This is a genomic window from Paracoccus sp. Arc7-R13 (assembly GCF_004010775.1).
GTDB lineage: Bacteria > Pseudomonadota > Alphaproteobacteria > Rhodobacterales > Rhodobacteraceae > Paracoccus > Paracoccus marcusii.
The window spans coordinates 905,222-919,479 of sequence record NZ_CP034810.1 but is presented as its reverse complement, the minus strand read 5'-3'; the positions used below and the strand labels follow the sequence as shown (position 1 = coordinate 919,479).

Sequence of the window (14,258 nt, the reverse complement as noted above, 5' to 3'; positions counted from 1 at the left end):
GGAGGCGCTGGAATGAGTGACTGGAACGGCCGCACGGCCCCCGACGCGGCCGAGATCGAGGCCATGGCCCGGCACGCCATGACCACCCTGCCCCCCGAATTCCGCGAAGCCGCGGCCCAGGTCGCCATCCGCGTCGCCGAATTCGCCCCTGAGGACGTGTTGGACGAGTTGCAGATCGACGATGCGTTCGACCTGACCGGCATCTATGACGGCATCCCCGTGACCGAGAAATCGATCAGCGACCAGCCGGGCGGGCCGGACATCATCTGGCTGTACCGCCGCCCGATCATGGACGAATGGGCGTCGCGTGGCGACGTGACCCTGGGCGATCTGGTCACCCATATCGTCACGCACGAGATGGCGCATCACTTCGGCTGGTCCGACGACGACATCGCCACCATCGACCGCTGGTGGGAATGAGATGAGCGGTCAGGCCCCCATCCTGACCGTCACGCTGAACCCGGCGCTGGACCTGTCGACCGCCGCCGACAGCGTCGTGCCCGACCTCAAGCTGCGCTGCGACAAGCCGGTCGTCGATCCGGGCGGCGGCGGCATCAATGTCAGCCGGGCGATCAAGATCATCGGCGGCCAATCCACCGCGATGGTGGCCCTGGGCGGCGCGACGGGCCAGCGCATGGCCGACATGCTGAAGGCGGCGGGGCTCAAGGTGCTGCGCCTGACCGCGCCGGGCGAAACCCGCCAGTCGCTGGCCGTCACCGACCGCGCGACGGGCGGGCAGTACCGGTTCGTCATGCCCGGCCCCGAATGGCACATGACCCAGCTGGCCAGCACCATCGCCGCCATCGCCGAGGCCGCGCTGGCCGGGGGCTGGGTGGTCGTGTCGGGGTCGAACCCGCCGGGCATCGCGCCGGGGTTCGAACAGATGCTGACCGTCAGGCTCAAGGACGGGCGGGCGCGGCTGCTGGTGGACACCTCGGGGGACGCGCTGCGCGCCCTGGCGGGGTCGTCCATTCCCGTCGACGTGCTGCGCATGGACAGCCACGAGGCCGAGGGCCTGGCGGGACGCCCCCTGCCCCTGCGCAGCGACAGCGCCGAATTCGCGGCGGGGCTGGTGCGCAACGGGGCGGCGAAATCGGTGATCGTGGCGCGTGGCGCGGACGGGTCAGTCATCGCCGGACCCGACGGCGCCTGGCATGCCGCCGCGGCGCCGGTGCGCGTGGTCAGCGCCGTGGGCGCGGGCGACAGCTTCGTCGCGGGCTTCGTGCTGGCTGCGGCGCGCGACTGGCCCATGCAGGAGGCGCTGGCCCTTGGCGCGGCGGCCGCCTCGGCGGCGGTCATGACGCCCGCGACCGAGTTGTGCAACGCCGCCGACGTCCGCCATTTCTATTCACAGCGCGTCGTGACGAAGCTGTAACAAAAGAGGCCGCCCGAAAGGGCGGCCCTGATCGTCGATGCGCGCAGGTTTCAGGCGGCTTCGGCTTCCTCGGCCTCGGCGGCCATACGGCGCTCGCTCTCCTCGCGCGACAGCGCGACCGAGGTGCGCACGCCCTTGGACACAAATTCCATCAGGCCCTTGACCACACGCTCGTTCGGGTCGATCCCGGCGCAGGACAGCACCTCGCGTCCATCGCGCGAGCGCGCCCAACGGGCGATCTGTTCGGGGCCGTTGCCATATTTCTTGTTATCCGCAATGGCATCATCCAAGGCTGCCAGCACCACCGCTGCAAACAGCTTGCGGGCACGCTGGCCCTGTTCGAAATTGAAGGCCGAGCCGTCGACAAAATCGCGCATCTTGTTTTCGTCCATTCTCTTGCGGCCCCGATCGGGAGTCAGGGCCTTATGGGAAAACTTGACGTTTCCCCTGTTTCTTGAATCCGCTTCTCTGACGGTGCCTGCTGCCTTAGCCGTTCGGCCCGCCGATTCGGTATCCCTTCACTCGCATGTCTGCCATGTCCTTACTGCATGTCGCGCAAATTGCGGGAAAAAATCGTGACCCCACTGCGCCAGTGACGTGGCGATGATCTTGTTGGCACCTTGACAACGCCGCAGTTCCGTTCTGGTTGCCTGATGCCGCAGCCCTCGATATAGGGGGCCAGAATTGTCGTTCAACGGCTGGCAATGCCAGGACGGCCCGAAATTTCCGCAAACGCACGAGACCCATCCCATGCCCAAGATCAACGGCAATGAAATCCGCCCCGGCAACATCCTGGAACATGACGGGGGCCTGTGGGGCGCCGTCAAGGTGAACCACGTCAAGCCCGGCAAGGGCGGCGCCTTTGCCCAGGTCGAACTGAAGAACCTGCGCGACGGTCGCAAGCTGAACGAGCGTTTCCGCAGCGAGGACAAGGTCGAGCGCGTCCGTCTGGACCAGAAGGACCAGCAGTTCCTGTACGAATCCGACGGCAAGCTGGTCTTCATGGACAGCGAGACCTTCGAGCAGACCGAACTGGACGCCGACCTCTTGGGCGACCGCCGCCCCTTCCTGCAGGACGGCATGACCGCCACCATCGAATATTACGGCGAGGAGGCCCTGTCGGTCTCGATCCCGCAGAAGGTCACCTGCACCGTCGCCGAGACCGAGCCGGTCGTGAAGGGCCAGACCGCCGCCAACAGCTACAAGCCGGCGATCCTGGACAACGGCGTGCGCATCATGATCCCGCCCTTCGTGGGCGAGGGCGAGGCGATCGTCGTCAACACCGAGATGTTCGAATACAGCGAACGCGCCTGATCCACGGCCCGACCTGACACGCGCGCCCCGCAGGCCCCCTGCGGGGCGCGTCGCGTTCTCACCTTTGCGTGAACGCGGTGATGGGGCGTGGTGCCGGGCATCGCTTCGCGGGAAAGATCGCACAAACCCCGAAAAAGGAGATGCCCGTGACCGTCCTGTCCCGCCGCCACCTGATGCTGACCGCCGCGGGCGCCGCCGTCGCGATGCCGTTCCTGGGCCGCGGCCTGGTCTTTGCCCAGGAACCGGCCGCCGCCGCGATCCCGGCCTTTCTGCCGACCGTGCATACCCGCATCCTGGGCAACACCACCGTCACCACCATCGCCGACGGGCATTTCGACTTTGCCAAGGATCTGGTCGTCAACCTGGACGATGCGGCCTATGGCGCGGCCCTGCGTGCCGCCTATCTGGACCCCGAACAGCCGATCCGCGTGCCGGTCAGCGTGCATCTGATCCGCCAGGGCGATCAACTGACGCTGGTCGATGCGGGCGGCGGGTCGGCCTTCGGCCCCACCACCGGGCATCTGGCGGCCTCGCTGACGGCATTGGGCGTGACACCCGACCAGATCACCCGGATCGTGATGACGCACCTGCATCCCGACCATGCGGGCGGACTGGTGGGCGATGCGGGCGCGGTCTTTGCCAATGCCGCGCTGCACGTCAACGAAGACGAGCTGGCCTTCTGGACCGACGAGGCGACGGCCAGCGCCGCGCCCGCCGATGTCCAGCCCTTTTTCGCGCTGGCCCGCGGGGTCCGCGACGCCTATGGCGACCGCGTCCAGACCTTTGCCGGAGAGGCCGACCTGGGCAGCGGCATCACCACGATGGCCCTGCCCGGCCACACGCCGGGCCACAGCGGCCTGCGCCTGTCGGATGGCGACGCACAGATGATCATCCTGGGCGATGCCGCCGCCTTGGCCGCGCTGCAGTTCCGCCACCCGGATGCCGGCGTTGCCTTCGACACCGACGCAGGCCAGGCGGCCACGACCCGGCGGAACCTGCTGCAGATGGTCACCGCCGACCGGATCGCGGTGGCGGGCACGCACCTGCCCTTCCCCGGCATCGGCCATGTCGAGGCGCGCGGCGACGCCTTTGCCTGGGTGCCCGAGGACTGGTTCGCGACCCGCGCATGAACAGCGCCCTGAACCTGACGGGCCGCCTGCTGATCGCGGTCCTGTTCATCGGCGGCGCGCTTCAGAAGGTCGGCGACCCGACGCAGGTCATCCGCATGATCGAAAGCCTGGGCCTGCCCGGCGTACTGGTCTGGCCGGTCGCGGCCTTCAACCTGGTCGCGGGCATCTGCCTGATCCTGGGACCGCGCGTGCGGACCTGGGCGCTGCTGCTGGCGGTCTATTGCATCGGCACCAGCTGGTTTCACTGGCAGCTGCGCGCCGACCCGTGGCAGGTCACCATCGTGGTCAAGAACTGGGCCGTGGCGGGGGGCCTGCTGATCCTGGCGGCGCAGGGACCGGGCCGGTGGGTGCGCTGGCGCTAATCGAACAGCGACAGCTGGGCGGGGCCGTCATCGGGGGCCTCGAACCCCGACAGCGTCACGCCCAGCAGGCGCGCGCCGCGCGGATCGGGCAGCACGCCCGCCGCCAGGTCGCGCGCGATGGACAGCAGCTCGTCCTGCGAGGCCACCGCATGACCCAGGCTGCGGGCGCGCGTGATATGCTGGAAATCGCTGAACTTGACCTTCAGCGTCACGGTCCGCCCGCGCAGGTCGTGGCGCACGACGGCGGACCAGACCTTGGCGGCCAAGGGCTCCAGCGCCTCCAGCGCCGCGTCCAGCGCCATGATGTCGGCGGAATAGGTGTTTTCCGCCCCCACGGACTTGCGGATGCGGTCAGGGCTGACCCTGCGGTGGTCGATGCCCCGCGCGATGTTCCAGTAATAGCGCCCCGACTTGCCGAACCGCCGCAGCAGGAAATCCAGGTCCTGCGCATACAGGTCGGCCCCGGTGGCGATGCCCATCGCCTGCATCTTGGCCGCCGTCGCGGGCCCCACGCCGTGGAACTTGCCCACCGGCAAGGACAGCACGAAGCCCGGCCCCTGTTCTGGCGTGATCACGCACAGACCGTCGGGCTTGTTCTGGTCGGATGCCAGCTTGGCCAGGAATTTGTTGTAGCTGACGCCCGCGCTGGCGGTCAGGCCCGTGGTCTCGCGGATGCGGGCGCGGATCTGGGACGCGATCTTGGTCGCGGTGCGCCCGTCAAGGTAATCGGTCACGTCCAGATAGGCCTCGTCCAGGGACAAAGGCTCGACCAGGGGGGTGTAGTCCAGGAAGATGTCGCGGATCTGCTGGCTGACCTGCTTGTAGACGTCGAACCGGTGCCGCACGAAGATCAGGTCGGGGCACAACCGGGCCGCCGTCACTGACGGCATGGCGGACCGCACCCCGAACACCCGCGCCTCATAGCTGGCGGCGGCCACGACGCCGCGCGCGGCCGATCCGCCCACGGCCACCGGCTTGCCGCGCAGTTCCGGGAAATCGCGCTGCTCGACCGAGGCGAAGAAGGCATCCATGTCGATATGGATGATCTTGCGCAGCCCCGGCGCGGCGTCGGTCACAGCGGGAACAGCCGCGCCTCGCCGGCCTGCATCTCGGGGGCCACGCGGTCGTGGCGGACATGGGCGATGGCCTGCCCGCCGGACTGGGTGAAGACTGCGCCGACCTCTCGTCCCTCGGCGGTGAGCGGCGTGCCGACAGGGGCGGCACCCTCGATCCGCAGCGTCGTCAGGCCCTTGCGCAACTCGGTCTTGTGCTTCATCCGCGCGGTGACCTCTTGACCGACATAGCAGCCCTTGCGGAAATCCACGCCGTGCAGACGCTCGAACCCGGCCTCCAGGATATAGGTGTCGTTCGGGATCAGCTCGACCAATGTCTCGGGGATGCAATGCGCGACGCGGATGGCGTCCCAATCCGTGCCGTCATCCCCCGCCGCGCCGTAATGCCGCCAGCCCAGGGCCGGATGCCGCGGGTCGGCCACCGCGCCCTCGGGTGCGGGGCCGGTGCCGCGTGCGACGGGTATGTCCACAAGGTCCAGCGCGACCTTGCTGCGCAGCTTGTACATCGACAGGCGGCGCAGCAGGTCGTCGGCCAAGCGCGCATCGACGTCGATCAGCAGCGCGTCGCCGTCGGGCACGACCAGGAAATCGGCCAGATACTTGCCCTGCGGCGTCAGGATCGCGGCCCAGACCGGGGCGCGGGCCACATCGTTGGTCACCAGCCCCTGCAGGAAAGGCAGGCGGTCCTCGCCGGTCAGGCGGATGATCTGGCGGGTCATTCATTGTCTCCGAATTGCAGCGCGACAAGGCGGGCATAGGCGCCGCCCTTGGCCATCAACTGGTCATGACTGCCCTGTTCCACAACCCGTCCCGATTCCATCACGACGATCTTGTCGGCGTTGCGGATCGTCGACAGGCGGTGGGCGATGACCAGCGTGGTGCGTCCGCGCGACAGGTGGTCCAGCGCATCCTGGACCAGACGTTCGCTGGCCGTGTCCAGGGCACTGGTCGCCTCGTCCAGCAGCAGCACGGGTGCATCGCGCAGCAGGGCCCGGGCGATCGCCACGCGCTGGCGCTGTCCGCCCGACAGGGCCGACCCGCGCGGGCCCACGGGGCTGTCCAGCGTGCGGCCATCGTCCAGAAAGTTGCTGACATTCGCGGCCTTCAGCGCGGCCTGCAGGTCGGCATCGGATGCGTTGGGGCGGCCCATCAGGATGTTGTCGCGGAGGCTCTCGTCGAATAGGGCCGATTCCTGGGCCACGGTCGAATACTGGTCGCGCAGCACGCCCAGTTCATAGTCGCTGACCGGCGCACCGCCCAGGCTGACCAAACCGCGGTCCGGGTCGACCATCCGGGTCAGCAGGTTGAAGACCGTGGACTTGCCCGCCCCCGACGGGCCGACCAGCGCGGTGGTCTGGCCGGCCTTGGCGGTGAAGGACAGCCCGTGCAGCACGACCTGCCCGTCATAGGACAGCCAGACGTCGTCCAGAACGATCTCGGTCGTGTCGGGCGGCGCGGTGCGCGGGCCGGACACGACCGTCGGACGGGTGTCGAAGACGTGATAGATGCGCTCCAGGCTGGCGGCGGCGGTCTGCCAGACGCCGGCGATCCCGCCAAGGCGGCGCATCGGCTGGAACGCCAGCGCCAGCGCGGTGAAGAACGCCATGAAGTCGCCGACGCTGCGGTCGCCGTCCATCACCTGGTTGCCGCCCAGCGCCAGCACCGCGACGAAGCCGATGCCCGTCACCACGTCGGTCAGCGCCGGGATCACGCTGGATGTCGCCGCGACCTTGGTTTCGGATGCCCGGATGCGGGACACGATGGCCGCAAAGCGGGCGGTCTGGTCCGCCTCGGCCCGGTTCAGCCGGATCGAGGCGATGCCGTGCAGCACCTCGTCCAGCCGGGTGGCGCGCAGGCTGGCGTTCACGCGGTTCTGGCGCACCTTGCGGCGGATGTATCTCTGCACCATCGCGGCGGGCATGATCAGGATCGGCGCGCCCACCAGCGCCCCCAGCGTCCAGATCGGATCGATGCTCAGCGCCACCCCGAACAGCATCACCAGGCTGATGGCGTCGCGCGTGGCCCCCGTGATCAGCGTGGCCCAGACCCCCTGGACCGCCATCGTGTCGCCCTGGATCCGCTCGATCATCGCGCCGGGCGAATTGTCTCGGAAAAAGCGGCTGTCCAGCGTCAGGATATGCGCCAGCAGCTGCGTCTGCATGGTCGTGGACACCGCCAGCGAGATCGTCGTCAGCAAGGCCCGGCTGGCCACCAGCGTGACCGCGCGCAGCAGGAAGATGCCGAAGATCGCCGCCCCCACCCACCAGATCGCGCCCGGCTGCTTGCCGATGAAGACCAGGTCGAACAGCGGCTTCAGCATCCAGCTAATCAGCGCTAGGGTGGACCCCTCCAGCGTCATCAGGAAGAAGGCCAGCGCCATCTTGCCCCAGTGCTGGCGTAGATAGTCGTCCCACAGCCGCCGCAGCAGGCCCGGCACCTTGGACGCATCCGGGGTGGGCGGGACGGTCGCGCCGCGCGTCGCGGCGGCAATCAATCGGGAGGGGCTGTCCTGGCGCGGGTCCACGTGTCTGTCGGGCCTTTCGGTCGCGGGCTCGGGCGCCCTTTTCGATCACGCCCAGCCATACCCCTTTCCGACCTTGCGCCACAAGGCCACCCCCCGTTGACGCGGACGGGGTGTGGCCGTACCGATCTTGCACGATGTGAAGGAACGCTTGCGATGAGCCTTGCCCCCGGACCCGACCTGATTGCCATTCCCGGACCCTCGCCGGTGCCGGCCCGCGTGCTGAACGCGGCGCACCGCGCCTCGCCCGACATCTATGCCGACGATCTGGCGCAGGTGAACCTGCAGGTCATGGCGCAGCTGAAACGCCTGGCGGGGACGCGGGCAAACCTGGCGCCCTATATCGGCAACGGCCATGCCGGCTGGGAGGCGGCGTCGGCCAACATGTTCGCCCCCGGCGACCTAGCGCTGGTGCTGACCAGCGGCCATTTCGGCCTGTCCTGGGCCGAAATGACCGAAGGTCTGGGCGTCACGGTCGAGCGGCTGGACTTCGGCGCGCTGGCCCCCGATCCCGCGCGCCTGGCGGCCCGTCTGGCCCAAGACCCGCAGGGCCGCATCCGCGCCGCGATGGTGTGCCAGACCGACACGGCCAGCGCGACCCTGGCCGACATCCGCGCGATCCGGGCGGCGATGGGCGATCACCCGGCGCTGCTGGTCGTGGATGCCATCGCGTCCCTCGGCTGCGCGCCGATGCGGATGGACGACTGGGGCGTCGACGTGCTGATCGCCGCCAGCCAGAAGGGGTTGATGTGTCCGCCCGGCACGGTCTTCGTGTGGTTTTCCGACCGGGCGGCGGCGCGCGGGCGGACGTCGCTGACGTCTCCGTGGTGGGACTGGCACCTGCGCGCGGGGTCGGACGCGCTGTGGCGCTGGTGGGGCGGCACGCCGCCCGTCCAGCAGATCTTCGCCCTGTCCGAGGCGCTGACGATGATCCTGGACGAAGAGGGGCTGGAGGCCACCTGGGCGCGCCACGACCGCCTGGCCCGCGCCACCTGGGCCGCGGTCGACGCCTGGTCGGTCGGCGGCGGCATCCACCTGTCGGTGGCCGATCCCGCCGCCCGGGCCTGTTCGGTGACCGCGGTGACGCTGCCCGGGGCCGACGCGCTGCGGGCTTGGGTGACACGCGAATGCGGCGTGACACTGGGCGTGGGCCTAGGCGCGCCCGACCCGTCGGGTGCGCTGCGCATCGCGCATATGGGCCACACCAACGCGGGCGTCCTGCTGGGCACGCTCGGCGCGATCGAGGCCGGGCTGACCGCCCTTGGCATCCCGCACGGCACCGGCGCGTTGGAGGCGGCAGCGGCCAGCATCGCCCGTTCGGCAGGAACCGCCGACGGCGGCCGGCACTGACGCGCCGGGCCGCCGAAGGCAGGCCCGGCGCCACCGAACGGCCCGGCGCCGTCAGGCGCCACGCGCGGCGGTCAACCGTTCGTACCGGTGCGACTGCGTGCAGATGACGGGCGTTCGCCTTAGGTTGGATACGATACCAAAACGTGGTCTTTACGCAGCTTCGTTGGCTGCGACGCGCGCCAAGGTCACCACCGTATCGCCATAGCTGCGCCGGTCCAGCAGCGTGACCCCTGCTGGCAGCATCGGCGGGCGCGATTCTTCCCAGATGATCCACGCCCCCGCGCCGATCCAGTCGCCCTGCATGGCAGAGGCCAGTGCGACCTCTCCGCGTCCCTGGCCATAGGGCGGATCAAGGAACACGACGTCGAACGTCGGCCCTTCGTGCCGCCCCAGCCTGGTCGCATCGCGGCGCAGCAGGCTGGCTTTGTCCTGCACCCTGGCCTTGGTGATGTTCTGCCGCATCAGGGCGTGGGCGCGGGCGCCGTCGTCGACCAGTGTCGCGTGGGCCGCACCGCGCGACAATGCCTCCAGCCCCATTGCCCCGGTCCCGGCGAACAGGTCCAGCACACGCGCCCCCGGCAGCGGATTGCCGTGCGTGCCGTTGATCAGCAGGTTGAAGATCGCCTCGCGGACGCGATCGGTCGTGGGGCGCAGATGCGCCGCCGGGTCGCCTGCTCCCAAGTCTGCCAGCTTCAGGCCGCGCAGCGTGCCGCCGACGATCCTCATGATGGCGTCCCGCGGTGGCAGCGGGGGGCATCCTGCCCCCCGCACCCCCCTGGGCCGACCTGCGAACAGGACCCGGTCATGCCATCAGCGCCTTGAGGTCCGCGACGGTCGATATCGCCGCCGGGTCCGGACTGATCCCGCCCTCGATCAGGCGCTTGCCAATCATGTAGGCGCGGGCGTCGTTCAGCGCATCGACCGCGATCAAGGTTCCCTGCCGGTAATACCAGACCGATGCGGCGTGATCGCCCTGCCCCGCCGGCGTGACGACCTGATCATGACCCGCATTCAGACCCGCGATCTGCAGCTTGGCATCGAACTGGTCCGACCAGAACCATGCCTTGGGCACATAGTCCCGCGTCAGCCCCAGCATGTTGTCGGCCACGCATTCCGCCATGTCGATCGCCCCGCCCACGCTCTCCAGCCGCAGCCGCCCGCCCTGCCAGGGCGTGCTGGCGCAATCGCCTGCGGCCCAGATCACCGGATCCGACGTGCGGCCGTGCAGGTCGGTCGCGATGCCGTTGTCCAGATCCAACCCCGCAGCGCCGGCAAGCGCGGTTTCCGGCAGCACGCCGATGCCCATGATCACCAGATCCGCGTCGATCTGCCGGCCGTCGGTCAACGCGACCCCGGTCGCCCGGTCGTCTCCGGTGATGCGGCTGATCCCCGTGCCTTCCAGGATGGTGACGCCGTGCGCCCGGTGCAGCGCGCGGATCAGGTCCGCGGTCTGGGCGGCCGCGACGCGGCCCAGGATGCGCGGTGCCGCCTCGATCAGCGTGACCTCCAGGCCCAGCTTGCGCGCGACTGCCGCCGCCTCCAGTCCGATATATCCGCCGCCGATCACCACCAGGCGCCGCCCCTCGCGCATCTGCGGCGCCAGCGCGTCGACATCGGCCAGGCTGCGGATCACATGCGTGCCGGGCAGGTCGCCGCCCATCGCCGCGGGCAGGCGCCGCGGCGCCGCGCCCGTGGTCAGCGCCAGCGCGTCATAGGAATACGTGCCCCGATCGGTCGTCAGGACCTGCCCCGCCCTGTCGATGGACAGCGCGGTTTCCGACAGGTGCAGCGCGATCCCCTGGTCGCGCCACCATTCGGGCGCGCGCAGCGTCAGGCGGTCCAGCCCCATCTGGCCCAGCAGATAGGCCTTGGACAAAGGTGGGCGCTGATAGGGGGCGGCGGGCTCGTTTCCGATCACGGTCAGCGGCCCCTCGTGGCCCTTGGCCCGCAGCCGCGCCGCCATCGACGCTGCCGCCTGCCCCCCGCCCACGATCACGATGCGCATCTGCCGCCTCTCTGGTCTGTTCACCGGAGGCACCCTATAGTCGCCGCGAATCCGTTGCAATTCAGGAGAATGCGATGACCATCACCGCCGGGGACACGCTGCCCCAGGGCCAATTGCTGCGCGTGGGCGAGGCCGGCCCCGAGACCGTCGACACCGCCGACCTGATGCAGGGCAAGGTCGCCCTGTTCGGCCTGCCGGGCGCCTTCACCGGCACCTGCACGAACGCGCATATGCCCAGCTTCGTGCGCAGCGCCGACGCGTTCCGCGCCAAGGGCGTGTCACGCATCGTCTGCATCACCGTGAACGATCCCTTCGTGGCCAAGGCCTGGGCCGATCAGACCGGCGCGACCGAGGCCGGGATCGAGGTCCTGGCCGATGCCGACGGCAGCATGACCAAGGCCCTCGGCCTGGACTTCACCGCCCCTCCGGTCGGCTTCTTCGGCCGCTGCAAGCGCTTTGCGGCCTATGTCCAGGACGGCGTGGTCAAATCGATGGATGTCGAGGACAGCCCCGGCACCTGCAGCGTCAGCGCCGGAGAGGCCCTGCTGGAAAAGGTCTGACCGCAGACCCATGGCACGACACCGGGGGGTCCGGGGGGCTGGCCCCCCGGCCCTTCGCGGGACGCAAGGGCCCACTCACGGCGACGGATCGCCCTTGCGGAAGGGAGTGAACTCGGCCAGCGCCTCGATCTCGGCGCCCATCGCGTCGCGTTCCTGATCCAGATAATTTTCCAGCGCGCGCAGGAAGCCCGGATCGCGCACCCAGTGCAGCGAATGGATCGGCACCGGCTCATATCCGCGGGCCAGCTTGTGATCCCCCTGCGCCCCTGCCTCGACCCGGCCCAGCCCATGCGCGATCGCATGGTCGATGGCCTGATGATAGCACAGCTCGAAATGCAAAAAGGCGTGATCCGCGACGCAGCCCCAGTAGCGGCCATAGATCGCGTCCGGCCCCAGGAAGTTCAACGCCCCCGCGATGGGCCGGCCGTCGACCTCCGCCAGCACCAGCAGGATGTCGGCGCGCATCGTGTCCTGGATGCGGTCAAAGAAGGCGCGGGTCAGATAGGGCTGCCCCCATTTGCGCGCCCCGGTGTCCTGATAGAATTCCCAGAACGCGTCCCAATGATGCGGCTTCAGGTCTTCGCCGGTCAGGTGCCGGATCGTGCCGCCGAACGCCTGCGCCCGGGCGCGCTCCTTGCGCAGATCCTTGCGCTTGCGCGAGGACAGCGCCCCCAGGAAATCGTCATAGCTGGCATAGCCGCGGTTCAGCCAATGATACTGCTGCGTCACGCGCGGCAGGAACCCCGCCGCCTCGCCCAGATCGGCCTCGTGCTCGGTGCAGAAGGTGACATGCGCCCCCGACACGTCCAGCCGCTCGGCCACCTGCATCAGACCCGCCAGAAGGCCCGCGCGGGCCTCGTCGTCGCGGGCCAGCAGGCGCGCGCCGGTGGCGGGGGTGAAGGGCACCGCGCATTGCAGCTTGGGATAATAGCGCCCGCCCGCACGCACATAGGCCTGCGCCCAGGCATGGTCGAAGATGTATTCGCCCTGGCTGTGCGACTTTGCATAAACCGGCGCCGCGGCGACGGTCTGCCCGTCGCGTTCCAGCGTCAGGTGCAGCGGCTGCCACCCCGTGCCGGTGCCCACGGATCGGGACTGCTCCAGCGCGGACAGGAAGCGGTGCGTGGTAAAGGGATTGCCGTCGCCCAGAGCGTCCCAGACCTCTGGGTCGATGGCGGCGATCGAGGGATGGGTGGTCAGGGTCATCATGTCGGTCATGCCCCGGAAGATAGGGTGCGGGGCGCGGCTTGTCAGGGCCCGCCGGTGTCGCGGGGCGCCGCAGGTCGGCGCCCCTTTGGTATTTGTGCAGCGAAATGGCGTCAGATCGCCGCGCGATAGCCTTCGAAGGTGATGTTCGTGGCGACGCGGCGGGCGGCCTCTTCCTCGTCGGCGCTGCGGATGGTCCAGGTCAGCACCGGAACGCCCTGTGCGCGCAGCGCATCGACGCGCGGATTGCCCAGATCGCCCTTGTCATGCGAGATGAAGCACGCCCCCACCGCATCGAAATCGCGGATCTGGGCCAGTTCCTCGCGCCGGGCGGGCGCGACTTGCGGCCAGTCGCCCTCGGGAAAGGCGCAGGTGGTCAGGCCCACCGGCACGTCCGGAGCCGCGGCGCGGAAGGCCGCGATCATGTGCGGGTTGAAGGACATGACCGCCACCGGCCCGTCATAGCCTGCCAGCACCTTGGCCACGCGTGCGGACAGCAAGCCGACATCGGGGCCACAGGCGCCGTCCTGGTCCTTGACCTCGATCAGCAGCGGCACCCGGCCCGCGATCAGTTCCAGGAACCGGGCCAGCGTCGGCACCGGCTCGTCCGTGCCCAAGAGGCGCAGGCCGGCCAGCGTCTGCGCGTCGGTCGCGCCGATCACGCCCTCGGCCCCGGTCAGCCGCTTCAGCCGATAGTCGTGAAAGACCAGCGGCTCTCCGTCCGGGCCGGGCTGGATGTCGCATTCGATGCCGTAGCCCGCCTCGATCGCGGCGCGGGCGGCGGCCAGGCTGTTTTCGGGAACCCCCGCGCCATGCAGGCCGCGATGGGTGATGGGCACCGTCAGGAAGCGGTCGTCCAGCATCAGCGGACCTCGAACACGGCTTCGATCTCGACCGCGACGCCGAAGGGCAGCGAGGAGGCGGACACGGCGGCGCGGGAATGGCGCCCGGCCTCGCCGAAGACCTCGACCATCAGGTCAGAACAGCCGTTGATGACCTTGGGCTGATCGGTGAAATCGGGGGTGGAGTTCACGAAGCCGGTCAGCTTGACCACCCGCGTCACGCGGTCCAGATCGCCGATGGCGGATTTCAGCTGCGCGATCAGCGCCAGCCCGCAGCGGCGTGCGGCGGCCACGCCCTCCTCCAGGTCGGTCTTGTCGCCCAGCTTGCCGGTGATCAGGCCGTTCTCGTCCGCGCTGATCTGGCCCGAGATGAAGACCAGGTTGCCGGTCTGCACGAAGGGGACGTAATTGGCCGCCGGCATGGGCGCTGCGGGAAGGGTGATGCCCTTGTCGGCCAAGGTCTGCTCGATGCTCATGGGGTCCTCGCTTGGGTTGCGGCCCGGACCCTAGCGCGGGTCGC

At 69.4% G+C, this 14,258-nt stretch carries 16 protein-coding genes; 7 read left to right on the top strand and 9 right to left on the bottom strand.

Translation table 11 applies throughout. The features are described 5' to 3' along the window. Positions 1 to 12 precede the first annotated feature (12 nt). Complete coding sequence (locus EOJ32_RS04560) at positions 13 to 420, top strand: metallopeptidase family protein (protein ID WP_045981063.1); 408 nt, start codon at positions 13 to 15, stop codon at positions 418 to 420. Between the two features lies 1 nt (position 421). Further along, the gene (locus EOJ32_RS04555) at positions 422 to 1,375 is read left to right on the top strand and encodes a 1-phosphofructokinase family hexose kinase (protein ID WP_127897840.1); all 954 of its coding nucleotides are present in this window, start codon (positions 422 to 424) and stop codon (positions 1,373 to 1,375) included. Between the two features lie 50 nt (positions 1,376 to 1,425). Here the strand turns inward: EOJ32_RS04555 and EOJ32_RS04550 are convergent, their stop codons facing one another. Next, positions 1,426 to 1,752 carry a DUF6280 family protein gene (locus EOJ32_RS04550; RefSeq protein ID WP_127899289.1) on the bottom strand — a complete coding sequence of 109 codons (327 nt, stop codon included), beginning with the start codon at positions 1,750 to 1,752 and terminating at the stop codon, positions 1,426 to 1,428. A gap of 373 nt (positions 1,753 to 2,125) precedes the next feature. Between EOJ32_RS04550 and efp the strand changes: the two genes are divergently transcribed. The 3 genes from efp to EOJ32_RS04535 all read left to right on the top strand — a co-directional run bounded on the left by efp (position 2,126) and on the right by EOJ32_RS04535 (position 4,181). Next, positions 2,126 to 2,689 carry an elongation factor P gene (gene efp / locus EOJ32_RS04545; RefSeq protein ID WP_042251708.1) on the top strand — a complete coding sequence of 188 codons (564 nt, stop codon included), beginning with the start codon at positions 2,126 to 2,128 and terminating at the stop codon, positions 2,687 to 2,689. Between the two features lie 146 nt (positions 2,690 to 2,835). Beyond that, positions 2,836 to 3,819 carry an MBL fold metallo-hydrolase gene (locus EOJ32_RS04540; protein WP_240542495.1) on the top strand — a complete coding sequence of 328 codons (984 nt, stop codon included), beginning with the start codon at positions 2,836 to 2,838 and terminating at the stop codon, positions 3,817 to 3,819. Further along, positions 3,816 to 4,181 carry a DoxX family protein gene (locus EOJ32_RS04535; RefSeq protein WP_045999986.1) on the top strand — a complete coding sequence of 122 codons (366 nt, stop codon included), beginning with the start codon at positions 3,816 to 3,818 and terminating at the stop codon, positions 4,179 to 4,181. The genes EOJ32_RS04540 and EOJ32_RS04535 overlap by 4 nt, the downstream gene beginning before the upstream one ends. Here EOJ32_RS04535 and dinB read toward each other — a convergent pair. From dinB to EOJ32_RS04520, 3 genes are read right to left on the bottom strand one after another with little or no spacing between them, the layout of a single operon-like run. Beyond that, positions 4,178 to 5,257 carry a DNA polymerase IV gene (gene dinB, locus EOJ32_RS04530; RefSeq protein WP_240542494.1) on the bottom strand — a complete coding sequence of 360 codons (1,080 nt, stop codon included), beginning with the start codon at positions 5,255 to 5,257 and terminating at the stop codon, positions 4,178 to 4,180. The genes EOJ32_RS04535 and dinB overlap by 4 nt on opposite strands. After that, entirely contained in the window at positions 5,254 to 5,973 is a 720-nt protein-coding gene (locus EOJ32_RS04525) for a folate-binding protein YgfZ (RefSeq protein ID WP_127897839.1), read from the bottom strand. The genes dinB and EOJ32_RS04525 overlap by 4 nt, the downstream gene beginning before the upstream one ends. After that, a complete protein-coding gene (locus tag EOJ32_RS04520) occupies positions 5,970 to 7,634 on the bottom strand; it encodes an ABC transporter ATP-binding protein (RefSeq protein ID WP_127899287.1) in 1,665 nt (554 codons plus the stop codon). Before EOJ32_RS04520 ends, EOJ32_RS04525 begins: the two co-directional genes overlap by 4 nt. A gap of 297 nt (positions 7,635 to 7,931) precedes the next feature. On the opposite strand from EOJ32_RS04520, the gene EOJ32_RS04515 reads away from it, so the two are divergent. Then, positions 7,932 to 9,125: an alanine--glyoxylate aminotransferase family protein gene (locus tag EOJ32_RS04515; RefSeq protein ID WP_127897838.1), complete on the top strand. Its 1,194-nt coding sequence runs from the start codon at positions 7,932 to 7,934 to the stop codon at positions 9,123 to 9,125. A gap of 150 nt (positions 9,126 to 9,275) precedes the next feature. On the opposite strand, the gene rsmD is transcribed toward EOJ32_RS04515, so the two are convergent. Next, entirely contained in the window at positions 9,276 to 9,851 is a 576-nt protein-coding gene (rsmD, locus tag EOJ32_RS04510; RefSeq protein WP_127897837.1) for a 16S rRNA (guanine(966)-N(2))-methyltransferase RsmD, read from the bottom strand. A 76-nt stretch (positions 9,852 to 9,927) separates the two neighbouring features. After that, a complete protein-coding gene (locus tag EOJ32_RS04505; RefSeq protein ID WP_127897836.1) occupies positions 9,928 to 11,130 on the bottom strand; it encodes an NAD(P)/FAD-dependent oxidoreductase in 1,203 nt (400 codons plus the stop codon). A gap of 74 nt (positions 11,131 to 11,204) precedes the next feature. Between EOJ32_RS04505 and EOJ32_RS04500 the strand changes: the two genes are divergently transcribed. Further along, the gene (locus tag EOJ32_RS04500; protein WP_127897835.1) at positions 11,205 to 11,690 is read left to right on the top strand and encodes a peroxiredoxin; all 486 of its coding nucleotides are present in this window, start codon (positions 11,205 to 11,207) and stop codon (positions 11,688 to 11,690) included. Positions 11,691 to 11,765: 75 nt separating this feature from the next. On the opposite strand, the gene EOJ32_RS04495 is transcribed toward EOJ32_RS04500, so the two are convergent. From EOJ32_RS04495 to EOJ32_RS04485, 3 genes are all read right to left on the bottom strand, one after another. Further along, positions 11,766 to 12,908 carry a GNAT family N-acetyltransferase gene (locus EOJ32_RS04495; RefSeq protein ID WP_127897834.1) on the bottom strand — a complete coding sequence of 381 codons (1,143 nt, stop codon included), beginning with the start codon at positions 12,906 to 12,908 and terminating at the stop codon, positions 11,766 to 11,768. Between the two features lie 101 nt (positions 12,909 to 13,009). Continuing rightward, the gene (locus tag EOJ32_RS04490; protein ID WP_127897833.1) at positions 13,010 to 13,759 is read right to left on the bottom strand and encodes a glycerophosphodiester phosphodiesterase family protein; all 750 of its coding nucleotides are present in this window, start codon (positions 13,757 to 13,759) and stop codon (positions 13,010 to 13,012) included. Further along, on the bottom strand, positions 13,759 to 14,214 hold the full coding sequence (locus tag EOJ32_RS04485; RefSeq protein WP_127897832.1) for a RidA family protein: 456 nt from the start codon (positions 14,212 to 14,214) through the stop codon (positions 13,759 to 13,761). The genes EOJ32_RS04490 and EOJ32_RS04485 overlap by 1 nt, the downstream gene beginning before the upstream one ends. Positions 14,215 to 14,258 lie beyond the last annotated feature (44 nt).